This window comes from Lentzea sp. NPDC004782 (genome assembly GCF_040609115.1).
In the GTDB taxonomy this organism is placed as follows: Bacteria; Actinomycetota; Actinomycetes; order Mycobacteriales; family Pseudonocardiaceae; genus Lentzea.
In genome coordinates this window covers 1-22210 of sequence record NZ_JBEXJN010000028.1, presented here as the reverse complement: position 1 = coordinate 22210, position 22210 = coordinate 1, and the positions used below count along the sequence as shown (strand labels likewise).

26 protein-coding genes and 1 pseudogene are annotated in these 22210 nt (G+C 69.3%); 10 read left to right on the top strand and 17 right to left on the bottom strand.

The features are described 5' to 3' along the window. Positions 1–10: 10 nt before the first annotated feature. On the bottom strand, positions 11–1183 hold the full coding sequence (locus ABZV40_RS25410) for a homogentisate 1,2-dioxygenase (protein WP_355446246.1): 1173 nt from the start codon (positions 1181–1183) through the stop codon (positions 11–13). Between the two features lie 81 nt (positions 1184–1264). Here ABZV40_RS25410 and ABZV40_RS25405 point away from each other — a divergent pair, with 81 nt between their 5' ends. From ABZV40_RS25405 to ABZV40_RS25390, 4 genes are read left to right on the top strand one after another with little or no spacing between them, the layout of a single operon-like run. Then, entirely contained in the window at positions 1265–2128 is an 864-nt protein-coding gene (locus ABZV40_RS25405) for a hypothetical protein (protein WP_355446243.1), read from the top strand. Further along, positions 2125–3288, top strand: coding sequence for a fumarylacetoacetate hydrolase family protein (locus tag ABZV40_RS25400; RefSeq protein WP_355446240.1), 1164 nt, complete (start codon positions 2125–2127; stop codon positions 3286–3288). The genes ABZV40_RS25405 and ABZV40_RS25400 overlap by 4 nt, the downstream gene beginning before the upstream one ends. Further along, on the top strand, positions 3288–3920 hold the full coding sequence (locus tag ABZV40_RS25395) for a helix-turn-helix domain-containing protein (protein ID WP_355446237.1): 633 nt from the start codon (positions 3288–3290) through the stop codon (positions 3918–3920). The genes ABZV40_RS25400 and ABZV40_RS25395 overlap by 1 nt, the downstream gene beginning before the upstream one ends. Beyond that, complete coding sequence (locus tag ABZV40_RS25390; RefSeq protein WP_355446234.1) at positions 3917–5059, top strand: VWA domain-containing protein; 1143 nt, start codon at positions 3917–3919, stop codon at positions 5057–5059. Before ABZV40_RS25395 ends, ABZV40_RS25390 begins: the two co-directional genes overlap by 4 nt. Here ABZV40_RS25390 and ABZV40_RS25385 read toward each other — a convergent pair. Together ABZV40_RS25385 and ABZV40_RS25380 are read right to left on the bottom strand one after the other, a co-directional pair. Beyond that, positions 5056–5520: a hypothetical protein gene (locus ABZV40_RS25385; RefSeq protein WP_355446231.1), complete on the bottom strand. Its 465-nt coding sequence runs from the start codon at positions 5518–5520 to the stop codon at positions 5056–5058. The genes ABZV40_RS25390 and ABZV40_RS25385 overlap by 4 nt on opposite strands. Next, complete coding sequence (locus ABZV40_RS25380; protein ID WP_355446228.1) at positions 5517–5981, bottom strand: hypothetical protein; 465 nt, start codon at positions 5979–5981, stop codon at positions 5517–5519. Before ABZV40_RS25380 ends, ABZV40_RS25385 begins: the two co-directional genes overlap by 4 nt. 78 nt (positions 5982–6059) lie before the next feature. Between ABZV40_RS25380 and ABZV40_RS25375 the strand changes: the two genes are divergently transcribed. From ABZV40_RS25375 to ABZV40_RS25360, 4 genes are all read left to right on the top strand, one after another. Further along, positions 6060–6824, top strand: a complete 765-nt coding sequence (locus tag ABZV40_RS25375; RefSeq protein WP_355446225.1) for a DUF2470 domain-containing protein — start codon at positions 6060–6062, stop codon at positions 6822–6824. 51 nt (positions 6825–6875) lie between these two features. Beyond that, on the top strand, positions 6876–7637 hold the full coding sequence (locus tag ABZV40_RS25370) for a CPBP family intramembrane glutamic endopeptidase (protein ID WP_355446222.1): 762 nt from the start codon (positions 6876–6878) through the stop codon (positions 7635–7637). Positions 7638–7784: 147 nt separating this feature from the next. After that, complete coding sequence (locus ABZV40_RS25365) at positions 7785–8972, top strand: arginine deiminase (protein WP_355446555.1); 1188 nt, start codon at positions 7785–7787, stop codon at positions 8970–8972. Between the two features lie 108 nt (positions 8973–9080). Next, entirely contained in the window at positions 9081–9641 is a 561-nt protein-coding gene (locus ABZV40_RS25360; RefSeq protein WP_355446219.1) for a ferritin, read from the top strand. Between the two features lie 50 nt (positions 9642–9691). Here the strand turns inward: ABZV40_RS25360 and ABZV40_RS25355 are convergent, their stop codons facing one another. The 7 genes and pseudogenes from ABZV40_RS25355 to ABZV40_RS25325 form a co-directional block, all read right to left on the bottom strand. Then, positions 9692–10837, bottom strand: coding sequence for a DUF6596 domain-containing protein (locus ABZV40_RS25355; RefSeq protein WP_355446216.1), 1146 nt, complete (start codon positions 10835–10837; stop codon positions 9692–9694). After that, positions 10810–11247 (bottom strand): YciI family protein, encoded by a 438-nt coding sequence (locus ABZV40_RS25350; RefSeq protein ID WP_355446213.1) that lies wholly within the window; start codon positions 11245–11247, stop codon positions 10810–10812. The genes ABZV40_RS25355 and ABZV40_RS25350 overlap by 28 nt, the downstream gene beginning before the upstream one ends. A 90-nt stretch (positions 11248–11337) precedes the next feature. Beyond that, complete coding sequence (locus ABZV40_RS25345; RefSeq protein WP_355446210.1) at positions 11338–11466, bottom strand: hypothetical protein; 129 nt, start codon at positions 11464–11466, stop codon at positions 11338–11340. Between the two features lie 3 nt (positions 11467–11469). Next, positions 11470–11917 (bottom strand): annotated as a pseudogene (locus tag ABZV40_RS25340) (SigE family RNA polymerase sigma factor). A 164-nt stretch (positions 11918–12081) separates the two neighbouring features. Then, positions 12082–12417 (bottom strand): DUF952 domain-containing protein, encoded by a 336-nt coding sequence (locus ABZV40_RS25335; protein ID WP_355446207.1) that lies wholly within the window; start codon positions 12415–12417, stop codon positions 12082–12084. A 38-nt stretch (positions 12418–12455) separates the two neighbouring features. Continuing rightward, on the bottom strand, positions 12456–13391 hold the full coding sequence (locus ABZV40_RS25330) for a DUF5926 family protein (protein ID WP_355446204.1): 936 nt from the start codon (positions 13389–13391) through the stop codon (positions 12456–12458). Between the two features lie 28 nt (positions 13392–13419). Beyond that, on the bottom strand, positions 13420–14163 hold the full coding sequence (locus ABZV40_RS25325) for a glycerophosphodiester phosphodiesterase family protein (protein ID WP_355446201.1): 744 nt from the start codon (positions 14161–14163) through the stop codon (positions 13420–13422). An 89-nt stretch (positions 14164–14252) separates the two neighbouring features. On the opposite strand from ABZV40_RS25325, the gene ABZV40_RS25320 reads away from it, so the two are divergent. Together ABZV40_RS25320 and ABZV40_RS25315 are read left to right on the top strand one after the other, a co-directional pair. Continuing rightward, complete coding sequence (locus tag ABZV40_RS25320; RefSeq protein WP_355446198.1) at positions 14253–15440, top strand: cytochrome P450; 1188 nt, start codon at positions 14253–14255, stop codon at positions 15438–15440. A gap of 207 nt (positions 15441–15647) precedes the next feature. Then, positions 15648–17327 (top strand): SpaA isopeptide-forming pilin-related protein, encoded by a 1680-nt coding sequence (locus tag ABZV40_RS25315; protein ID WP_355446194.1) that lies wholly within the window; start codon positions 15648–15650, stop codon positions 17325–17327. Here ABZV40_RS25315 and ABZV40_RS25310 read toward each other — a convergent pair. From ABZV40_RS25310 to ABZV40_RS25280, 7 genes are all read right to left on the bottom strand, one after another. Continuing rightward, a complete protein-coding gene (locus tag ABZV40_RS25310; protein WP_355446191.1) occupies positions 17324–18292 on the bottom strand; it encodes a glycerophosphodiester phosphodiesterase in 969 nt (322 codons plus the stop codon). The genes ABZV40_RS25315 and ABZV40_RS25310 overlap by 4 nt on opposite strands. Before the next feature lie 23 nt (positions 18293–18315). Then, positions 18316–18501, bottom strand: coding sequence for a DUF397 domain-containing protein (locus tag ABZV40_RS25305; RefSeq protein WP_355446188.1), 186 nt, complete (start codon positions 18499–18501; stop codon positions 18316–18318). Between the two features lie 12 nt (positions 18502–18513). After that, positions 18514–19344, bottom strand: a complete 831-nt coding sequence (locus ABZV40_RS25300; RefSeq protein WP_355446185.1) for a helix-turn-helix transcriptional regulator — start codon at positions 19342–19344, stop codon at positions 18514–18516. 62 nt (positions 19345–19406) lie between these two features. Continuing rightward, a complete protein-coding gene (locus ABZV40_RS25295; protein ID WP_355446183.1) occupies positions 19407–20312 on the bottom strand; it encodes a DUF4328 domain-containing protein in 906 nt (301 codons plus the stop codon). Positions 20313–20314: 2 nt separating this feature from the next. Beyond that, the gene (locus ABZV40_RS25290; RefSeq protein ID WP_355446180.1) at positions 20315–20653 is read right to left on the bottom strand and encodes a rhodanese-like domain-containing protein; all 339 of its coding nucleotides are present in this window, start codon (positions 20651–20653) and stop codon (positions 20315–20317) included. A 59-nt stretch (positions 20654–20712) separates the two neighbouring features. Continuing rightward, positions 20713–21528, bottom strand: coding sequence for a hypothetical protein (locus ABZV40_RS25285; RefSeq protein WP_355446177.1), 816 nt, complete (start codon positions 21526–21528; stop codon positions 20713–20715). Then, complete coding sequence (locus ABZV40_RS25280; RefSeq protein WP_355446174.1) at positions 21525–22019, bottom strand: SigE family RNA polymerase sigma factor; 495 nt, start codon at positions 22017–22019, stop codon at positions 21525–21527. Before ABZV40_RS25280 ends, ABZV40_RS25285 begins: the two co-directional genes overlap by 4 nt. Between the last annotated feature and the right edge of the window lie 191 nt (positions 22020–22210).

Sequence of the window (22210 nt, the reverse complement as noted above, 5' to 3'; positions counted from 1 at the left end):
TGACAAAAAATCAGGCCGGACCGCGGCGGGCCCACGTCCAGGCGTAGGACGGGTCCTCGCAGGCCTCCGCGGCCTCGCCCAGCTCCAGCGGCCGGAACGTGTCGACCATGACCGCGGTCTCGTCGAAGTAGTCCACACCCAGCGACGCCTCGACCGCGCCGGGCTGCGGGCCGTGCGTGCAACCCGAGGGGTGCAACGACATCGAGCCGATGCCGATGCCGGACCCCTTGCGGGCCTCGTAGTTGCCGCCGACGTAGAACATCAGCTCGTCCGAGTCGACGTTCGCGTGGTTGTACGGCACCGGCACGGCGAGCGGGTGGTAGTCGACCTTGCGCGGGCAGAACGAGCAGACCACGAAGTTCGGGCCCTCGAACGTCTGGTGCACGGGCGGCGGCTGGTGCACGCGGCCGGTGATCGGTTCGAAGTCGCGGATGTTGAACGCCCACGGGTACAGGCAGCCGTCCCAGCCGACGACGTCGAACGGGTGGTTGGCGTAGGTGAAGCGCGTCAGCCCCGCACGGTGCCGCACGAGCACGTCGACGTCCTCACCGTCGACCAGCAACGGCTCGACGGGACCGCGGATGTCGCGCTCGCAGTACGGCGAGTGCTCGAGGAACTGTCCCTTCGCCGACAGGTACCGGCGAGGCGGCCCGATGTGCCCGGTCGCCTCCAGCACGAGCAACGACATCGGCGACGACGGCACCACCCGGTAGGTGCACGAGGTCGGGATCACCACGTAGTCGCCGTCACCGACGGACAGCGCACCGTAGATCGTCTCGATGACCCCGGCACCGGACTGCACGTACAGCAGCTCGTCGCCGAAAGCGTTGCGGTACAACGGAGAAGGCACGGAAGCGACGACAAAACCGATGGTCACGTCCGGGTTCCCGAACAGCTTCCGCCGACCGGTGACCGCGTCGACCTCGTCAGAAGCCCAGGTCAGGTCCTGAGTCTTGAAGTGCCTGGGCTTGAGCGGCAGGTTCGGCGCGACGGTCCCGCGCTCGTCCTTGACCGTCTCCGCGTTCACGATCGCGGTCGGCAGGTACCGGTGGTAGAGCAGGGCCGAGTCGGCCGAGAACCCCTCGACCCCCATCAGCTCTTCCGCGTAGAGCCCACCGTCCGGTTTGCGGAACTGGGTGTGGCGCTTTCGGGGGATCTCCCCGACCTGGCGGTAGTAGGCCATGACGTCTCCGGAACCATTCTTGGGGCGTTCGACTATCGGACATCTTTGTTCACTTACCGATACCCAGCTAGCGTGTCAGCCGTGTCAAGCGCTGTCGAACTCCGTGCGCCCGGTCCGCGCGGTACTCCGCCCCTGCTCGCGAGGCTTGTGGACGATGCCGCGCTGTTCCCTCCGGGGAACGCGTCGATGCCCGACGCGGTGCGCGGCCACCTGGACGGACGGGTCGGCGAGTGGTCCGGCGTCATGGGCCTCTTCCTGTGTCCCGCGTCCCGCCTCGCCGAGCTGATCACCGAGCTGATCAAGGTCAAGCCGCCGAAGCCGATCGCGCTCAGCCTCGTGATCGACACGGGCCTCGGCGGCGTGCCGAAGGCCGTGTCCATCGTCGAGAGCCGGAGCGAGCTCCTGGCGCTGCGCATGGTCGAGATGCCCGCACCGTCCGATGTGGACGAGGTGTGGCTCGAGCGCGTGTCCGAGTTCGTGCCGGAGGACGTCATCCGCGTCGTGGAACCACGCCGCGGCGGGCCCGAGTGGCTCGACGGCGTCCGCCGGGTGATCGAGCACGGCAGCTGGCCCAAGCTGCGCTGCGGTGGCCTCAGCACCGAGAACTTCCCCAGCGTCGACGAGGTCGCGGACTTCCTGTCCGTCGTCAGCGGTGGCGGTGTCGCGTTCAAGGCGACCGCGGGTCTGCACAAGGCCGTCCGCTACACCGACGAGCAGAACTTCACCCACCACGGCTTCCTGAACCTCCTCGTCGCCACGGCGCGCAGCCTCTCCGGCCGTGACGTCCGCGAGGCGCTGGCGAGCACCGACGCGGAGGCGCTCACCGCCGAGGCCAAGGCGCTCAGCGACCAGGCCGCGCACGCCGTCCGCGGCGTCTTCGCGAGCTACGGCTCGTGCTCGCTCGCCGAACCGATCGCCGACCTCGAGGAGCTTGGACTGCTGTGAGCTGGATCAGCGACCCGAACTTCACCGAAGACCAGCCGTTCGGACCGCAGACCCTCCCCTACGGCGTCGTCGACGGGGGCGTGGCCGTCCGCGTCGGCGACCAGGCTCTGCTGCTGAAGAGCCTGGCACTGGGCAAGTGCAGCGAGTACGTCCAGGGCGACTCGCTCGACCCGCTGCTGCGGGCGGGCCGGCCGGTCTGGAGCGTGCTGCGCGCCAAGCTCAAGGAGATCGTCACCGCGACCTCGGCACCGAAGGGCGCCGAGCTCGTCGGGATCGAGACCGCGAAGCTGCCGTTCACGGTCGGCGACTACGTGGACTTCTACTCGAGCAGGCACCACGCGGAGAACGTCGGGAAGATGTTCCGCCCCGACGGTGATGCGCTCACGCCGAACTGGACGCACCTCCCGATCGGCTACCACGGCCGCGCGGGCACGGTGTACGTCTCGGGCACGGACGTCGTCCGCCCGAACGGCCAGAAGCGCGGCAGCGACGGCCCGAAGTTCGGCCCGTCCGAGCGGCTGGACATCGAGGCCGAGGTCGGGTTCGTCTGCGGCGGCCCGCCGGCGGCCAACGTGTCCACGAGCCGGGCCGCCGAGCACGTCTTCGGCGTCGCGCTGGTCAACGACTGGTCCGCCCGCGACATCCAGGCGTGGGAGTACCAGCCGCTCGGCCCGTTCCTCGCCAAGTCGTTCGCCACGTCGATCAGCGCCTGGATCACGCCGCTCGAAGCGTTCTCAGTTGCACGCGTCCCGACGCCGCCGCTGCCGAACAAGCTGCACGACTACCTGACCACCGACCAGCCCTGGGGCCTGGACATAACGATCACGGTGGAGCTGAACGGCACCATCGTCGCGCGGCCACCGTTCCGCGAGATGTCGTGGTCATTTGTGCAACAGCTGGCGCACATGACCGTGAACGGCGCTACCGTGCGCCCAGGTGATCTGTTCGCCTCCGGCACGGTCTCCGGACCGGAGAAGGACGAGCGCGGCTCGTTCCTCGAACTCAGCTGGGGCGGCAAGGAACCGTTCAAGCTCGACGACGGCTCCACGAGGTCCTTCCTGGAGGACGGCGACACGGTCAGGCTGACCGCGACGGCTCCCGGCGAAGGCGGCTCGGTGGTGGGCCTGGCCGAGGTGGTGGGCACAGTTCGGAGTGCGTGATGGTCGGAGCGACGAAGGAGAGTTCGCTGACCCTGGAACGGGGTCTGGCGCTCCTCCAGGCTGTCGCTGAGGCGGAGTCCGAGGCACCGTCGATCTCGGAGCTCGCCACGGCCATCGGCGCGTCCAGGGCCGCGGTCTACCGGCTCCTCGTTCCCCTCCAGGCGCGCGGTCTGGTGCGCCGGGAGGGGTCGAAGGTCCGGCTGGGCCTGGGCGTGCTGCGGCTCGCCTCCAACGTCCTCCCGCAGCTGCGGATGGCCGCCAACCCGGCGCTGCGGGAGCTCGCCGAGAAGGTCGGCGCCACCGCGCACCTGACCGTCGCGGACGGCAGCGAGGCCCAGGCCGTCGCCGTCGTCGAACCGTCGTGGACGGCTTTCCACGTGGCGTACCGGGTGGGTTCCCGTCACCCGGTGCACCGCGGGGCCGCCGGCAAGGCCATCTCGCAGCCCGTGGACGGCTGGGTCGTCTCCACCGGCGAGCTGCAGCCGAACGCGTACGGCGTCGCGGCACCCGTGCGCGGCGTCCCGGGACTCCGCGCCTCCGTTGGCGTCGTGGCGCTGGAAAAGCTCGACGCGGACGTGGTCGGTCCACACGTCGTGCGTGCGGCCGAAGAAGTGGCGGCCGCCCTCAGATGAGTGACGAACGGTTGCGCCGCTGGCGGTTGCTCCTCGGCCCGAGCGCGGAGGACGTGGCGCAGCTCGGCGATGACGACCAACGCCGTGATGGCGCGCTGACGGGTCTCTACGGCGGTGGCAGCGACCGAGGCGCCGGTCTCGGTGCCAGCTCACCGCAGCTGCACCGCTGGCTCGGTGACGTCCGCAAGTACTTCCCCACGTCCGTCGTCCAGGTGATGCAACGGGACGCCGTCGAGAAGCTCGGTCTCAAGCAGCTCCTGCTCGAACCGGAACTGCTGCAGGCCGTCGAGCCGGACGTCAACCTCGTCAGCACCCTGCTGCAGCTGTCGAGAGCCATCCCCGCCCGCACCCGCGACACCGCGAAAGCCGTGGTGGCCAAGGTGGTCGAGGACATCGAGAGGCGGTTGAGGGACCGGCTCGTCGAGGCCGTCCGGGGCGCGGTCGACCGATCGAAGCGCACCCACCGCCCGCAGCTGCCGGACGTCGACTGGGCGACGACGATCAAGGCGAACCTCAAGAACTACCAGCCGCAGCACAAGACCGTGATCGTCGAGGACCTGATCGGTCACCGCAGGCGCAGCCGCACGGCGGCGATGCGGGACGTGATCCTCCTGGTCGACCAGTCCGGTTCGATGGCGGACTCGTTGGTGCACGCGGCGGTGCTCGGTTCGGCGCTGGCGAGCATCCGCTCGATCTCCACGAAGCTCGTCGTGTTCGACACCGAGGTCGCGGATCTCACCGACCAGCTCAGCGACCCGGTCGACCTGCTGTTCAGCGCCCAGCTCGGCGGCGGCACGGACATCAACCGCGCGGTCGCCTACGCGCAGACCCTGGTGCGCCGGCCCACCGACACGGTCATCGTGATCATCAGCGACCTGTACGAGGGCGGTTCGGAGACCGAACTGCAACGCCGGGTCCGCGAACTGGTCGCGAGCGGCGTCACGGTCGTGAACCTGTTGGCGCTCAGCGACTCCGGCACGCCCGCCTACGACCACGAGCTCGCGGCCAAGCTGCACGCCCTCGGCGCACCGGCGTTCGCCTGCACGCCGGACAAGTTCCCCGAACTGCTGGCGGCCGCGCTGCGCAAGGACGACCTCACGCAGTGGGCCGAGTCCGAGGGCATCGCAACGGGCCGTTAGCGCTCCACGACCCGTCCGCGAACCAAGAACGCCAGTCCACGCGTCATCGCCACGAGGCGGCCGCGTTCGTCGGGTCCGGCGATCCACATCCGGCCGGTGTGCCGCACGAGCACGCGCGCCCGTTCCGGCAGCTCGGGCAGCCGCAGGTTGTTCTCCGAGCCGTCGACCTTCAGGTACGCCTGCCGCCCGATGCGCCGGCCGGGCACGAAGCTCACCGACACCGGGCGGAACGGGAACCGCTCGATCAGCTGCAGGGTCCCGTGCCGGGTGAAGAAGTGCCGCAACCCCGGCGTCGCCAGCTCCAGCACCACCGGGACGGACAGCACGGTGAGCCACAGCCAGCCGATCATCAACACGAGAGCGAACGCCACGAGGGCGAAGATGATGTGCCCCACCGCGCGGCGGTCCGCCCGCGCCAGGCAGAGCTCGGTCCAGTTCTCAACGCCCGTTTTCGGAATCATCTCTGCACACGCGCCGGGATCAGCTGCGGCACCCCGCGGAACGTGACGACCGTGTTCCCCGCGGAGTCCGGCGGAACGAACCACACGCGCCGATGGCGCGCGATCCGTCCACGCAGAAGAGGACCGACGCGGAGAGTCAAAAGAAGCGGCGGTGAAGACAGCACGACCAGACGCCCTCCTTCCCACTGCACATGGGCGAAATGCCACGGTTCACCTTCCGGTAAACGCACCGGACGGCGACGCGTCACCACCCACAGCACGGCCGCGGCGAAGAAGAGCAGGACCAGCGCCACCGGTGAGGACCACGACCACACCAGTACCAGCACGAACTGGAGGACGAACGCCGAGCCGGCCAGCACCGTCCACGTCAGGGCACGACGGCTCGCCCGGTCGAGGCAGTGCCGGGTCCACCGATCGTCTAACGCCGTCACCTCGGTGGACGGCTTGTTGGGCGCGACCACGCGTCCACCGTACAGGTGACGCTTCCCATCGGGGGCAAAATCAAGTTAGGCTTACCTAACCTTCGAGGAGGTGGAGCGGTGACCGACACCCAGACCAGGCGCCCGCCCGCGCCGCACGCCGCCGAGCGCGCCCGCACGATCGCGGCTCGCGGTGGTGTCGCCGCCCTGCTCCCCCAGGCCGGAACCCGCACCAGTCCGCTGTTCCACCACCTGCACCCGTGCGGCACCGCGATCCTGCTGCTCGCCGACGAACACCCGCTGGTCGGGCAGTTGCGGCAGACCCCGCGAGCCGAGGTGACGGCGATGCTGGAGATCGCCGACCAGGCTCCGCTGCCGTTGCGCGAACCCGTCCGCGGCCTGCTGTGGCTCACCGGCTGGGTCACCGCGCTGGACGGCCAGGAGGCGCGCGACGAGATCCTCGCGGTCGCCGACGCGCGCCCGGACCACCGGCTGCTGGACGCGGGCCACGGCGCCTCGGTGCTCAGGCTCACCCCGGCGTCGATGGTGATCGCGGACGCCGAGGGCACGTCGTCGATCCGCACCGAGCAGTTCGCGAGCGCGACGCCGGACCCGTTCTGCCGCAACGAGGACCACTGGCTGCGGCACCTGGAGCTCGCACACCGCGACGTCGTCGGCCAGCTCGCCAGGCACCTGCCGGAGGAGCTGCGGGACGGTCACGTGCGGCCGCTCGGGCTCGACCGGTTCGGGCTGCGGCTGCGGGTCGAGGCCGAGTGCGACGACCACGACGTGCGGATCGCGTTCGCCAGGCCGGTGAGCACGCCGGGGGAACTCGCCGGTGAGCTGCGGCGGCTGATGGGCTGCCCGTTCCTGCACCAGCGCTAGGGGAACGCGGGGGCCCCGCGTTCCCTCCGACGCGGAGGTAGCCTCGCGCGGGTGACCTTGATTCCTGCCGAGGACAAGCGCGGTTACCAGCTCGAACTGCTGATCGTCTTCAGCATGACGCTCGGGCTGTCCGGTCTGCGCAGCCTCGTCCGGTTGATCGACAGCCTGCTGCAGCCGACCCCGCTCAAGCAGCAGTCGGTCGCGATCAACGTCCCGCAGGCGCGCGCCGACCTGCTCGACCTGGTGGCCCAGCTGCTCGGTGTGCTGCAGCTCGCCGCGTGGGGCGGCATCGGCCTGTACCTGTTGTGGCGCACCGGGATCAAGCTCAGGGCCATCGGCCTGGACGGCACCCGCAAGCTCGCGGACTCCCTCGGCGCACTGGGGCTGGCGGCGATCATCGGCATCCCCGGTCTCGCGTTCTACTTCGCCGCGTGGGGGCTCGGGCTGAACCTCGCCGTGCAGCCGTCCACTTTGGACAGCCAGTGGTGGATGAGCCTGGCGCTGATCCTCGCCGCCGCCGGCAACGCGTGGGCGGAGGAGGTGCTCGTCGTCGGGTACCTGATCACCCGGCTGGAGCAGCTCGGGTGGAGGAAGTACACGGCACTGCTCGCGGCCGCCGTGCTGCGCGGGTCGTACCACCTCTACCAGGGCTTCGGCGGATTCATCGGCAACCTGGTGATGGGCCTGGTGTTCGGCTTCCACTGGCAGCGCACGAGGCGGTTGTGGCCGTTGGTGATCGCTCACACGATCCTCGACGTCGTTGCGTTCATCGGCTACACAATGTTGCGCGGCAAAGTCAGCTGGTTGCCTTAATGATTCAATCGTAGACGCCGATATTCCACACCATTCGTTGCGAGTTAAGGCTCCGCAGCGGCGATTTGTGCTGTTCAGGGTTACGCTCGTCCGGTGACTGCGCACACGATCGCCGAGACGGAAGCACTCCCCGACGCTTCGCCCCGCGTGGACAGCGAAGTCGGCCCCTTGCGCACGGTGCTGCTGCACCGGCCGGGCAACGAGCTCAAGAGGCTCACCCCGCGCAACAACGACCAGCTGCTGTTCGACGGCGTGCCGTGGGTCGGCCGCGCGCAGGAGGAGCACGACGCGTTCGCCGCGACGCTGACCGCCCGCGGTGTCGAGGTCCTGCTGCTCGCGGACGTGCTGACGCAGGCGCTGGAGGACAACCGCGCGCGCATCGCCGGCATCCACAGCGCGGTCAACGAACGCCGCCTCGGCATCGACCTGGCCGACGCGCTGCGCAGCCACCTCACGTCGCTGCCGGCCCCGCAGCTGGCGCAGGCGCTGATGACCGGCATGACGTTCGAGGAGCTGCCCGCCGCCGAGGGCGCGTCCCTGGTGCGCAAGATGCACCTGCCGATCGACTTCGCCGTCGACCCGCTGCCGAACCTGCTCTTCACCCGCGACTCGTCGGTGTGGGTCGGCGACCGCGTGGCCATCACGTCACTCGCGCTGCCCGCCCGCGACCGCGAGACGACGCTCACCGACCTGATCTACGCCTACCACCCGCGGTTCCGGCGCACCGGGCGCGCGTACGGCGCCCACTCGGCCCCGCTGGAGGGCGGCGACGTGCTGCTGCTCGCGCCGGGCGTGATCGCCATCGGCGTCGGTGAGCGCACGACCCCCGCGGGCGCGGAGTCGTTCGCCCGCTCCGCGCTCGCGGACGGCCTCGCGCACACGGTGCTGGCGGTGCCGATCGCGCAGGAACGCGCCACGATGCACCTCGACACCGTCTGCACGATGGTCGACCGCGACGCCGTGGTGATGTACCCGGCGATCAGCGACAGCCTGTCCGCGTACCCGATGCGCCTGGACGGTGACGGCGGCGTGCGCGTCGGCGGTCCGGTGCCGTTCCTGGAGGCGGCGGCCGAGGCGATGGGCATCGAGCGGCTGCGCGTGATCGACACGGGCCTCGACCCGGTCACGGCCGAGCGCGAGCAGTGGGACGACGGCAACAACACGCTGGCGGTCGGTCCCGGTCTGGTCGTGGCGTACGAGCGCAACGTCGAGACGAACGAGCGCCTGGAGGCGGCCGGCATCGAGGTGCTGCGGATCGCCGGCTCGGAACTGGGTTCCGGCCGCGGTGGGCCGCGGTGCATGTCGTGCCCGATCGACCGCGCACCCCTCGTTTGAAGCACGAAAGCGTTAGGGACGCCTAACCTTTGTTTGGATTACCTTTCCAAACAAAGGTTAGCTTTTCCTGGAATGCGGGTGTGCTCTCTTTGGGTTAACGTACTCCGCATGGCCTCGAACGTGAAGAAGATTGCCCTGAAGAAGTCGAAGTTCCACGAGCTCCTGCAGGCTCAGGTCGGCAACGAGTTCTCCGCTTCGCAGCAGTACATCGCGCTCGCCGTGTGGTTCGACAACGAGGACCTGCCGCGCCTCGCCGCGCACTTCTACAAGCAGGCTCTCGAAGAGCGCAACCACGCGATGATGATCGTCCAGTTCCTGATGGACAACGACATCCCGGTCGCCATTCCCGGCACCGACACGCCGATCAACGACTTCAAGGCGCCGCGCGACCTCGTCGACCTCGCCCTGCACCAGGAGCAGCAGGTCACCGACCAGATCGTGGCGCTCGCCAAGGCCGCCCGCGAGGAGGGCGACTACATCGGCGAGCAGTTCATGCAGTGGTTCCTCAAGGAACAGGTCGAGGAGGTCTCCTCGATGAAGACGCTGCTCACGATCATGGACCGCGCGGACGGCAACATGTTCTACGTGGAGACGTTCCTCACTCGCGAAACCGTGGGCGACACCGGTGGCGACTCCAGCGCCCCGACCGCCGCGGGTGGCGCCCTCTGAGTTTTTCTCCCGCACGCTCGAGTGCCTGATTTTCCGAGCCCGCCTCGCCCTCACCGGTGAGGCGGGCTTTTTCTGTTGAGCCGCGCGGCCTGGCGCGTGAGGTATTCGCGCTCGGCGAGGTTCGCCGCTTTCCCGGCCGCCTCGACGTAGAGCCGCGCCGCCGTTTGTTCGTCACCGTCGCGCTCGTGGAGGTATGCGGCCACGGCGGTGTAGCGGGGCAACGAGTCGTCGAGTTCGGCCAGCGCCTTCAGACCGGCCCGCGGCCCGTCCGCCTCCGCGACCGCCACCGCCCGGTTGAGCCGCACGATCGGGCTGCCGGTCAGTTTCGCGAGCTCGTCGTACCACTCGACGATCTGCACCCAGTCGGTCTCCTCCGGCGTCTGCGCGTCCGCGTGCAGTGCCGCGATGGCCGCCTGGGCCTGGAACTCGCCGAGCTGGTCCTTCGCCAGCGCGTTCTGCAGGATCTCGACGCCCTCGGCGATCAGCCGGGTGTCCCACTTCGCGCGGTCCTGGTCGGCGAGCGCGACGAGGCTGCCGTCGTCCGCGGTCCGGCCGGCCCGCCGGGCGTGGTGCAGCAGCATGAGTGCGAGCAGGCCGGCCACCTCCGGGTGGTCGATCACCGCGGCGAGCTGCCGGGTGAGCCTGATGGCCTCCGCGGCCAGGTCGACGTCGCCGGAGTAGCCCTCGTTGAACACCAGGTAGAGCACGCGCAGCACGGTCGCGACGTCGCCGGGCTGGTCGAACCGGACGTCGCCGACCGTCTTCTTGGCGCGGCTGATGCGCTGGGCCATCGTCGCTTCCGGCACGAGGTAGGCCTGCGCGATCTGCCGGGTGGTCAGGCCGCCGACCGCCCTGAGGGTGAGCGCCACCGCCGATGACGGCGTCAACGACGGGTGCGCGCACAGGAAGTAGAGCTGCAACGTGTCGTCGGTGTCGGGTACGGGTCCCGCTTCCGGTTCGACGTGCTCCTCGCGGCGCCTGCGGGCCGTCTCGGCCCGGGTCGCGTCGAGGAACTTGCGCCACGCCGCGGTGACCAGCCAGCCCTTCGGATCCCGCGGCGGATCGTCCGGCCACACGCGGACGGCCTCGACGAGCGCGTCCTGGACGGCGTCCTCGGCCGCCGCGAAGTCGGCTCCGCGGCGGACGAGGATCCCGATCACACTCGGCGTCAGGCTCCTGAGCAGTGCCCAGTCCATGTCACCTCCGGGATGGTCGGCGGAGTGCCGTAGAACGGACGCACCTCGAGCCACTCGTGGATCGGCTTGCCGTCCTTGCCCGGCGCCGCCGACAGCTCACCGGCCAGCTCGATCGCCCGCTCGTAGCTGTCGACGTCGACGATCATCCACCCGGCGATGAGGTCCTTCGTCTCCGCGAACGGCCCGTCGGTGACCGGCGGCTTGCCCTCACCGTCGTAGCGGACCCACGTGCCCTCCATCGCGAGCGCCTGGCCGTCGACGAACTCACCGGTGTCCTCCAGCTTGGCGGCGAAGTCCCGCATGTACTGGACGTGCGCGGTGATCTCGTCCTGCGTCCACTGGTCCATCGGCACGTCGTTGACCGCCGCCGGGGCGCCGCGGTAGTGCTTGAGCAGCAGGTACTTGGCCATCTCGGGTGTCTCCCTCGGTCCTGTTGCGACCCATCTTGGCCGCTTTCACCACGGGGACGGAGCCGTTCGCCACTTCTCGACATCGGCGTCTCAAGATTTTTTCGTGCGGCGGCGTCGTCGGCGATTCGCGCCGCGGAGGACCGCGTCCGGAGTCACGTGGACGTCCAGTCGATCGTCGCTGAAGAGCCTGCGCAACTCCGCGTCGAGGTCGTCGTCCACCGGTCAGTCCTTTCCCAGGCGTGTCCGCAGATTCGCCATCGCCTTGCTGCTCTGGCTCTTGACCGTGCCGCACGAGATGCCGAGCGCGTTCGCGATCTCGGCTTCGGAGAGGTTCTCGTAGTAGCGCAGCACGATCACCGCGCACTGCCGCGGCGGCAGGTCGCGCAGTGCTTGCCAGAGCGGTTCGTTGTCGAGCCTGCTCAGCTCGGGAGCCAGGGCTGGACTCTCGGGGAGCTCGGCCACGAGGTTCTCGCGGCGACGGCGGCGCCAGATGCTGATGTGCGTGTTGGCCATGGCCCTGCGGACGTAGGCGAGCGGGTCGTCCCCCTTGCGCTGCACCGTCCCCCAGCGCGATCCGACCTTCTCCAGCACCGACTGCACGAGGTCGGCGGCATCGTGCGGATTTTCCGGTCAGGGCATGCCCGTAGCGCAGAAGTCCGGGCATGGACATGCTCACGAACTCCGCGAAGTCCCCCACGGCTTCCGCTCTTCCCCCGCCGCGTTCGACGGCCAACTCCAGCTGCAGCACCGCCGCCACGGCACGCCCCCTCCCCGAAGCAACAACTGGCTTCGGGAGGTTCACGCCCGAGTGGACAGAACGGTTGCCTTACTGAATCACAGAACCGCAACGGCCTCGGGCAGAACGAACGAACCGTCCGGTGCACAGGGGAAGTCGTGCGTCCGGACCACGGCGTCGACCGGAACCGGGCCGTAGACGTGCGGGAACCACAGCGGCGAGTCCGCCACCGCCTCCCACCGCACCGGCACGCCGAGCAGCTTCGGGTCGATCTCGAGCAGCAGCAGCCTGCTCTGCCCGTGGAAGAACTTGCTCGCCGTCACGTGCGCGACGCCCCGGTCGGAGCAGTGCACGAACCCCTCACCGGCGGGCGCGATCGAGCCGGCCGACTGGGCAGCGGCCCAGTCGGCCTTCGAGATGATGTGCAACAGCACTTATCCACAGCTCCTTGTGGACAACCCTGTGGACAACGTCACCGGAGCGTGATCTGGCGGCCGCGCAGGCCGTCACGGGCCCGGCGTTCGGCGTCGGTCAGCGGCTCGTCGGACGCCAGCGCCTCCAGCAAGCGCTTGCCCAGCGCCTCGGCCGGCTCGGCCCACTCGCGGGCGTGCATCTCGCGGTCGAGGTCCCAGACCGGCACGAGCAGGCCGTGCGCGCGGAACGAACCGGCGTAGCGGGAGCCCTCGCCGAGGTCCAGCTCGCCGCGGGCGGCCAGCCGGGCCATCGCGGGCAGCAGCTTCTCCTCCGGCTCCGGGCGGACCCAGCGCAGGTGCGCCTTGTCGCCCGCGTCGACCCAGTAGGCGGCCTTCACACCGGGGGCGTCGAGGCGTTCGGTCGGCAGGATCGCGGCGTTCGCGCGCTCCAGCGACAGCGCCACGTCACCGGTCGGCTCGGTGCCCTCCGGCATCCACCAGAGGAAGTCGGTGTGCAGCTCGGGCACGATCTCGGCCTCGGCGTCGAGCAGGTCCTGCAGGCGGCCGGGGTTCTCGCCGTTGTCGGGACCGACGACCGGGAGCACGTCACCGGTCTTCGCCTGCTGCGCCCACTGCAGCGCACGGGCCAGGTCGCGGCTGATGTCGCCGGACCGCGTCTGCACCTGCAGGCCCACGAACGGCACGTCGTCGCCGCGGATCAGTCCGGCGGCGGCCATCGGCAGCACCGTGGCCAGCGTGACCTCGCGGCCGTCCTTGACCGGCAGCTTCGCGACGGCCGACGGGACGAACTCGCGCAGCGCGATCAGCTCGCACTCGGCGGCCAGGCCCTCGAACGGCCGGGACACGATCACGTCGGTCGCACCGCCGGGCGCGCCGTGGCAGGCCTTGTAGCGCTTGCCGGAGCCGCACGGGCAGGGCTGCTTCGGGTTGATCCCGTCCTTCGGGGCGTCCTTGACCGCGGTCCGCTTGGCCACCTTTGGCCCTCCTCGTGTTCCAGGCTTGTCAGGTCGCCAAGTTAGCCGTCAGCAGGCGGCGGCTGTTCGCCGGGGCGTTCGTCGCGAGGTAGCGGACCCCCAGGTCACGGCACAGCGCGACGTCCTCCGCGCGGTCCACGGTCCACACGTAGGTCTCGTGGCCCGCCCGGCGTGCCCGGTCGACGTAACCGGGGTCGTTGCGCAGCACGTGCACGCCGGGTCCGGTGTAGTCGGCGAACGACGGCAGCGCGCCGCTGCGGTAGCGGCCGAGGCGGTCGAGCAGCAGGACCGTGCGGATGTCCGGGGCCTGCTCGCGGAACGCCTTCACCGCGGTCGGCGAGAACGACATCATCACGATCTGGCTGTCCAGCCCGTGCTTCTTCAGCGCCTCGACGAGCTTGCGCTCGACCTCGTTGCGGTACCGGACCGGGTGCTTGGTCTCGATGAAGAGCTGCACGTTCGTGCCCTTCACCAGCTCCAGCAGCTGGTCGAGCACGAGCAGCTCGGCCGGCTGGCCGTGCCGGTGCCAGCTGCCGTAGTCGAACTGCTGGAGCTCGCTCAGAGTGAGAGCGCTGACCGTGCCACGGCCGTTGGACGTGCGCGCGAGCGTGCGGTCGTGCACACACACGATTTCGCCGTCCTTCGACAGCCGGATGTCGCACTCCAGCCCGTCCGCACCCTCCTTCAAGGCCAGCTCGTAGGCGCCGATGGTGTGCTCGGGACGGTCCGTGGACGCGCCGCGGTGCGCGACGATCGATGGCAGCTGCTGCACAAGCCGAACGATAGTTCCTGCGCAACAATTTGAGTCATCAATCAAACGGACGTGGACGAAACGCGAAACGCGACTTACCGTCCCGCCTTGTGACGTTCGACCAGCGCGATCCCGCGTTCATCGCCGACCCGTACCCGGTCTTCGCCGCCCTGCGCGAAGCCGGTGAGGTGCATCACCACGAGCAGATGGGCGTCGCCGTCGCCGTGTCCCACGCCGCCTGTTCCGCCGTCCTGCGGCACCGCTCGCTGGGCCGGATCTGGTCGGACGTGAAGCCGGTCGAACAGTTCATGGCGTTCAACCTCCTGCACCGCAACTCACTGCTGGAGAACGAGCCGCCCACGCACACCCGCCTGCGCCGGCTGGTCGCGGCCGCGTTCGGCCGCGGTCACGTCGAACGCCTCCGCCCGTGGGTCGCCGAGCTCGCCGACCGGCTGGTCGACGAGCTGGTCGCGAAGATCGACGACCAGGGCCAGGCCGACCTGCTCGCCCACGTCGCCGCGCCGCTGCCGGTCGAGGTGATCGCCGAACTGCTCGGCGTGCCCGGCCAGGACCGCTACCTGCTGCAGCCGTGGTCGAACGCCATCGTGAAGATGTACGAGTACGGCCTGCCTCCGGAACAGCAGCAAGCCGCCGAGCGCGCCGCCGCGGAGTTCGTCGCCTACCTGCGCGAGCTGATCGCATTGCGCCGCACGAACCCCGGCTCCGACCTCGTGTCAGACCTGGTCGCCGTCACCGACACCGACGGCGCCAGACTCACCGAGGACGAGCTCGTCGCCACCGCCGTGCTGCTGCTCATGGCGGGCCACGAGGCCACCGTCAACGTCATCGGCAACGGCGTCTTCGCGCTCATGCGGCACCGTTCGCAGTGGGAACGCCTTTCTCCGGAGATCATGCCCACGGCCGTCGAGGAGCTCATCCGCTACGACTCGCCGTTGCAGCTCTTCGAGCGCACCGCCACCGAACGCGTCGAGATCGCCGGTCACGTCGTCGAGCCGGGCGAGAAGATCGCCGCGCTGCTCGGTGCCGCCGCCCGCGACCCGCTGGTCTTCGAGAACCCCGACACGCTCGACGTCGGCCGCGAGAAGAACCAGCACCTCGGGTTCGGCATGGGCATCCACTACTGCCTGGGCGCGCCGCTGGCCCGGATCGAGGTGGAGGCGGCGCTGTCGTCGTTGCACCGCAAGCTGCCCGGCGCGGTGCTGGCAGAGGAACCGACCCGGCGTGCGGAGTTCGTCATCCGCGGCCTGCGATCCCTGCCGCTCAGTAACGGAAAGTAGCCGCTCGACCCGAGCACTTCGGCCAGTACATCGGCCTTGAATGAGTCAGCGGCGGAGCAGTTGCCGATCCGCGTGTTTACCCTGATGATTCGGCCCCGCTCGACCGTTGATCGCCGCACCAACTCTCCCGCTCGGCCGCCAACCCGTCCACTGGACGTCGGCGCGGTGCGGGGACCGGGCCCGCGTCCCCGCGCGCTGGAGAACCCCATGCGCAGACGTTTGATGATCGCGGGCGCTGCGGTGTCCGCCTTTGTTCTCGGCCTGCTGGGCCCCGCCGGGGTCGCCGTAGCCGGCCCGGTCGGCACCGCCGCCGGCTTCGAGGACGACGACGCGAACCTCGCCCCGCAGGCACCCGTCAACTTCGACTGGAACAGCTTCTCGCCCACCACCTGGACAGGGACCGCGGGTACGAGAACCGCGAACAAGACCGTCTCCGGCTGGGCCTTCACCGGCCTGGAGGACCGGCAGGCGACCACCACCGACTCCGGCTTCGCCGGTGGTACCAAGCAGGACGACATCTGTCCGTCCGTCATCACGGCCAAGGCGTCCAACAAGGACGACCTGAAGCGCGTCTACGTCGCGAGCAAGACCGTCGGCAGCGACGTGTTCCTGACCCTCGCGTGGGTCCGCATTCCGCAGAACACCACGTCGCCGTCCGCTCACGTGGCGTTCGAGTTCAACAAGGGCGTGACGTCCTGCGGCACCGGGTCCGGAGGTCTCGTGCAGCGGACCGCGGGTGACATGCTGATCGTCTACGACTTCGAGGGCGGCGGCACTCCGGCACTGAAGCTGTCCCGCTGGATCACCTCCGGCGCGTGCGAGGTCGGCAGTGACACAGCGCCGTGCTGGGGCGTCGCGACCACGCTGTCCAGCGGCGTCGCCGAGGCAGCCGTCAACACCGGCTCCACCGCGCAGGACACCGTCGCACCGGCCACCGAGACGCTCGGCCTGCACGAGTTCGGCGAGGCGGGCATCAACCTCACCGCCGCCGGCGTCTTCGCACCCGGCGTGTGCGAGGGCTTCGGCAAGGCCTACGCCGTGAGCCGCAGCTCGGGCCAGTCGTCGACCGCGCAGATGAAGGACCTCGTGGGTCCGGGCAACGTCAACATCCGCAACTGCGGTTCCGTCGCCGTGACCAAGCTCGGCAGCGACGGCGGCAGCCAGGCAGGCGCCGTCTTCACGCTGTACAACGGCACCGGCACGGGCGGCACCGTCGTCGGCACCTGCACCGTGCAGGCCAACGGCTCGTGCGACCCCACGTTCCAAAACCTCCCCGTCGGCACCTACACCCTCGACGAGACAACGGTTCCGGCCGGTTATGACAAGCCGGCGAACCTGCCGGACACGTTCAGCATCGCCGCCGGTGAGAACAAGACGGTGACGTACACCGACCCGGCCCGTCCGGCGACCGTGAACGTGCAGAAGAAGGACGACGCCGGAGCAGCCGTACCGGGCGCGGTCTTCACGCTGTACCAGGGCACGACCACGATCGGCTCGTGCACCACCGACGCCGCCGGTGTCTGCCAGCCGCCGTTCGCGAACCTGCCCGCCGGCACGTACACGATCGACGAGACGACCACCCCGACCGGCTACGTGAAGGACGCGACGCTGCCGTACACCTTCACCGTCACCCGAGGCGAGACGAAGAACCTCTCGTTCACGAACCCGCGGACGTTCAAGGTGATCGTGCTCGTCTGCCGTGAGGCCGACAGCAAGCTCTACCCGAGCGGGGTCACGATCGACGGCCAGGCCGCGGGCAACTCGCTGTCCTCCGCGCAGGCCTCGACCGCGGGGCTGAGCGAAGCGGCGTTGTGCGGCATCACGACCGGACAGCGCGGTGGTCTCCAGACCGGCAACCACTCCGCCAACCCGGTCGCGATCAACTAACGCCTCGGATACCGCTTGGGGAGCTTGAACCCGCGCTCCCCGAGCACCTTCCGCAACCGGTCCGGGTAGTCGGTGATCAGGCCGTCGATCCCGGTGTCGATCAGCTCGTTCATCCGCGGCTCGTCGTCGACGGTCCACGGAACCACCGCGAGGCCCTGTCCGTGGGCTTCGGTGACCAGGTCCTTCGTGGTCATCGTGTGCACCGGGGACAGGGCCTTCGCGCCGAAGCTCTTCACTGCCCTGGCAACGCTGCCACCGAAGTCGTCCAGGTTCAGGCCACCGGTCCACGGCGAGCCGGGCCGCAGGAACTCCGGCTGGGTCAACGCCACCAACGACAACCGCGGCTCGACCTCGCGCATCCTCATCAACGTGCCCCAGTCGAACGACTGGATGGTCACGTTGGCCAGGAAGCCGCTGCGCCGGATCTCGCGGACCGCGCGCTGCACGAACTGCTCGCGCGGCGCCGTCTCGTCCGGCGCGGCGGCCTCGACCTTGGTCTCGATGTTGAAGCGGATCCCCCACGCGTGGTGCCTGCGCGCCAGGTCGAACAGCTCGGCCAGCGTCGGCATCTTCGCACCGGGCGAGAGCTCCTGGTCCGGGTACTGCGACCACCTGGTGCTGCCGCAGTCGAGGGTGCGGACCTGCGCGAACGTCAGGTCCTTCACGTACTTGCCGGCGTAGGGGAACTCCGGGTCACCGGGAAACGCGGGCGAGGTGTCGAGGCACTTCGCCGGATTGGTCTTCCGGTCGTGGGTGATGACCTCGCGGCCGTCCCTGGTGATCTGCAGGTCGAGCTCCAGCGTCGTCACGCCCAGTTCGAGCGCCTTGCCGAACGCCTTGAGCGTGCTCTCCACCGTGAGACCGATGCCTCCGCGGTGGGCCTGCAGGTCGAAATCCCGGTGATGGGCCTGAGCGGCGCCCGGTGTGGCCATTGCGATCACCAGAGCCCCGATGAGTGTCCGCATCCACCCAACCTGGCACCGATGGGTCAGGCCTGGAAGCCCCTGAGGAAGAACGCCCACTGAACAGCCGAGAACACGAGGACGCCGGAGTCGGGGCTCTTGGAGTCACGCACACCTACGGCGGGGCCGGCGAACGCCACCTCGACGCAGTTGTCGTTGCCCGCGGCACCGCTTCGGCTGCTCTTGCGCCATTCGGCACCAGAAAAGTCCACAGTGGACACCCTTCACTCGGCCAGCGTCCGCTCGATCAAGGCCACCGATTCGGCGGGCGACAACGCCCTGGCCGCCAAGTGGTCGAACGTCAGCCTAGCCGCCTTCAGCTCCTCCTCGTTCTCAATATGCATCGCACCGGTCGCGTAGGAGATGTAAAGGAGGTCGGAATCATCTTGGTCGGGAAAGCTCAGCAGGGTGAATCCGCCACTCATCCCGTCATGGGCGCCCAGATCGGCCGGAAGCACTCTCAACGTGACGTTGGGCAACGCAGCCATGTCGATCAGGTGGAGAAGCTGTGCCCGCATCACAACAGGCCCCCCGACGAGCTTTCTCAACGCCGCCTCGTCTATGACGGCATCTAGTACCAGCAGATTGTCGGGATCGGTGAGCCGCCGCTGCCGGAACTGCCGAACCGCGACCTGGTTGTCCTGCCACTCCTTGCTGTGCTCGCGGTGGTACGCGTCGAAGAGCGCCCGTGTGTAAGCCTCCGTCTGGAGCAATCCGGGGATCGTCAGCAGGGCGATCTCTCTGATCATCGCCGCTTCGGTCTCGACATCGAGATATCCCTGGTCGTCCACACCGAAGGCACGCCACCAGCCTGCCTTCAGCGCGTCGCGCACCTGGTCGAGCAGATCGGGCTCGTATGAGTCGTAGAGATCCATCATCGACCGCACCAGGTGCACGTCGACGCGGGTCTCCGCAGCCTCGATGCGGTAGAGCGCCTGGACGTCCTTGTCGAGAGCCTTCGCCGCCTCCTGGATGCTCATCCGGGCATCAAGGCGCATCTTCCGCAGTTTCTTGGCCAGCTTGCGGCGGCGGAAAGGCGGCTGACGCTTGCGCATCCTTCGATGATCGTCAGTGAGATCGCTGAAGTGAGAATCTCACGAAAGATCACGCGAAAGGCTTACCGGGGCGAGCCCGACGCACGGAACGACCGCAGCGGCGGCTCGGGAGCGTCCTTCACCTCGAGAACGCGCATCAGCCGCACCGACGCGGCGTCCACCGGCAGCAGCAGCGTGGTGATCCTCCGGACGACGAGCGCCGTGGTCACGGCGACCCCGGCCAGCACCAGGTCGCTGAACGCGTGCAGCAGCACCCCGTCGGCCAGCGCCTGGGTGCTGCCGCGGAACGACCACAGGATCGTGGTCACGAACAGCAGGCCGGACGCCACCCACAGGCCCCACCACCAGCGCAGGAGCTTCGACGGCCGAGGCCGTTCGTCGGCGGGCCTGCGGGCGACGGCGTGTTCGAGCTCGGCGAGCACCGAGCCCGGCACGACGAGGTTCACGCCGGGCACGATCAACCCGATCAGGGCCTGCTCGTCCGAGCGCGACGGCCCGTAGCCCACGAGGGTCGCGGCCACGTTCCGCGCGCGCCGCACCCACAGCAGCGTGAGCACCAACGACAGCAGGCAGCCGACGAGCGTGATCGCCGAGGCGGTCACCACCATCGCGTCGGACGCGCTGACCACGCCGGCGGAGAGCGCGCCGTAACGGCTCATCGCGACCAGGACGTAGCGCCAGCTCTCGGCGAACACGCCCCACACCGCGACGGCGGCGAGCAGCCAGAGCGAGTTCTGCGCGGTCCGGCCGAGGCGGCGCACGCCGTCGACCGAGTCGGACTGCTCGACGGTGCCCGGCACGGCCGTCGGCCAGCGCCACGCGAGCAGCGGGAAACCCCAGCGCGGCGGGACCGGGTAGTTCGGCGGACCGCTGTAGGACAGCCGCTGCGACCGCCGCGAGGGCTGCGGGTACGCACCGGGCGGCGCAGTCGCCACCCAGTCCACGCGCATCGGCTGCAACGGCTGCACGATCAGATGACCTCGGGTTCCATGCCGTCGACGCCGCCTTCGAGCGGGCGACCGGAGGCCTCCCAGTGCTGCATGCCGCCCTCGACGTTGACGGCCTCCCAGCCGTTCTCGTTGAGGTACTGGGTCACGCGGGCGGAGCGGCCACCGGCGCGGCACACGACGTAGAGCTGCACGTCGTTCGGCACCTCGTCGAGCCGCGCACCGATCTCGCTCATGGGGATGTGCAGCGCGCCGGGCGCATGGCCCGCGTCCCACTCGTCCTGCTCGCGCACGTCCAGCAGGACGGCGTCCTCGGGCAGCTGCGCCGGAACGTCGGCGATCTCCACGCTTGGAACAGTCACGCCGTAGATGGTGCCATGCCGCAGGTTGCACGGACGTGAACCTCCGGCATGGCCCACCCTCAGGCCACCCCCGCGATGGCGGGCCCGAGCCTCACGAGCTGGCTCTCGGTCAGCGGCAGCGACTCCCGCCTCTTGTCGAGGTTCGTCGGAACCACGCTGAGCTGGTCGATCCGGAAGGCGGCACCGTCTGGCCGGTAGACGTGCAGGGTCTGCATCTTCGCGGGCGCCGACTTCTGGGAAGTCGTGTCCCACAGCGTGGAGGAGACCACGTCGTACAGCTGGTAGACGGTGCCGTCCCGAGCGGTCACACGACGCGGCGCCTGGCAGCCCCCCGCCACCCACATCGCTTCGTCCGCCGCCTTGCTCGGGCTGCCGGCGAAGAACCCGGCGGACAGCCGCAGGCTGCCGGTGCCGCCCTCATCGGTGACCTCGTACTCGTACATGTTGAGGTCGTCCCGGACGGCCTGTGCACCGAGCGCCAGCGACGGAAGCACCTCCTGCGCCTTGTCCCGCCACGTGCGGAGCTGGTCGGTGCTGAACCTCTCCGCGCCGAACCCGCGAGCCATCAGCGCGGTCGGCATCTGGGGGTCGCACTCGCCGTTCGTGTGCTGCGGGTCGGCAGGCTTCCGCACCAGCCCGGACGCACGTGGCCAGTCCCCCGGACTGCCGCCCGGTGTCATCGGTCTGGCCTGGTTCCAGTTCCAGACGACGCTGCCGAAACCCATGATCGCGACGACCGCCAGCGTGCCGAGCACCGCGCCCGCACGCCGGACGAACAGCCGGCGCCTTCCCCGCCTCAGCACGCCTTCCAGGGTCGTGGTGGCCGGTGGCACGGGAACGTCGAGAGCCCCGCGCAGCTCTTCTTCCACAGTCATCGCACACTCTCCGAGTTGACCGGGCTGCCGTACGCCTCGCGGAGCGTCGCCAGTCCCCTGGCTGTCTGACTCTTCACGTTGCCCTGTGAACAGCCCAGCTCAGCGGCCGTCTGCTCGATGGACAGGTCGTGCACATACCGCAGCACGAGCACAGCTCGCTGCTTGGGCGGAACCCGCTGCAACGCGTCGTGCAACCGGGAGTCCTGCTCGGTGAAGCCGCCGCCGACGCCGTGTTCCGGCACGTCGGCGACCGGGTGCTCACGTCCGCGCACCCGCCGCCTGGTGTCCAGGAACAACCGCGTGAGGATCGTGCGGACGTAGGCGTCCGCACTCTCCCGCCGCACGCTCGACCACTTCGCGTACGCCTTCACGAACGTGTTCTGCGCGAGCTCTTCCGCCTCCGACCAGTCGCCGCACAGCGCGTACGCCGTGCGCCTGGCCCAGTCGAACCTGCTCGTGAAGAACTCCGAGAACTCCTCGTCCCGTCGCACTCCGGTCCCCCAAGCTCGTGCTGCTTCGCGTTCAATACGCGGTCAGCCCGACCAGGGTTGCACGCTCCGAAAACGATGAACGGCGCTTTCGTCCACCTGGTGTTTTAACCAGGAGGCGCCTGGGCTTTGACATGGGCACGGCCACCGCTTGATCATCTTCGGGTTCCGCCAAGAACTCGAACTGAACAAGG

Bases quoted from the DNA above. Each gene is read 5' to 3' on its own strand.
- ABZV40_RS25410 (WP_355446246.1), bottom strand. From the start codon at position 1,183: ATGGCCTACTACCGCCAGGTCGGGGAGATCCCCCGAAAGCGCCACACC.
- ABZV40_RS25395 (WP_355446237.1), top strand. From the start codon at position 3,288: ATGGTCGGAGCGACGAAGGAGAGTTCGCTGACCCTGGAACGGGGTCTG.
- ABZV40_RS25390 (WP_355446234.1), top strand. From the start codon at position 3,917: ATGAGTGACGAACGGTTGCGCCGCTGGCGGTTGCTCCTCGGCCCGAGC.
- ABZV40_RS25385 (WP_355446231.1), bottom strand. From the start codon at position 5,520: ATGATTCCGAAAACGGGCGTTGAGAACTGGACCGAGCTCTGCCTGGCG.
- ABZV40_RS25360 (WP_355446219.1), top strand. From the start codon at position 9,081: ATGGCCTCGAACGTGAAGAAGATTGCCCTGAAGAAGTCGAAGTTCCAC.
- ABZV40_RS25355 (WP_355446216.1), bottom strand. From the start codon at position 10,837: ATGGACTGGGCACTGCTCAGGAGCCTGACGCCGAGTGTGATCGGGATC.
- ABZV40_RS25350 (WP_355446213.1), bottom strand. From the start codon at position 11,247: ATGGCCAAGTACCTGCTGCTCAAGCACTACCGCGGCGCCCCGGCGGCG.
- ABZV40_RS25315 (WP_355446194.1), top strand. From the start codon at position 15,648: ATGCGCAGACGTTTGATGATCGCGGGCGCTGCGGTGTCCGCCTTTGTT.
- ABZV40_RS25310 (WP_355446191.1), bottom strand. From the start codon at position 18,292: ATGCGGACACTCATCGGGGCTCTGGTGATCGCAATGGCCACACCGGGC.
- ABZV40_RS25300 (WP_355446185.1), bottom strand. From the start codon at position 19,344: ATGCGCAAGCGTCAGCCGCCTTTCCGCCGCCGCAAGCTGGCCAAGAAA.
- ABZV40_RS25285 (WP_355446177.1), bottom strand. From the start codon at position 21,528: ATGACTGTGGAAGAAGAGCTGCGCGGGGCTCTCGACGTTCCCGTGCCA.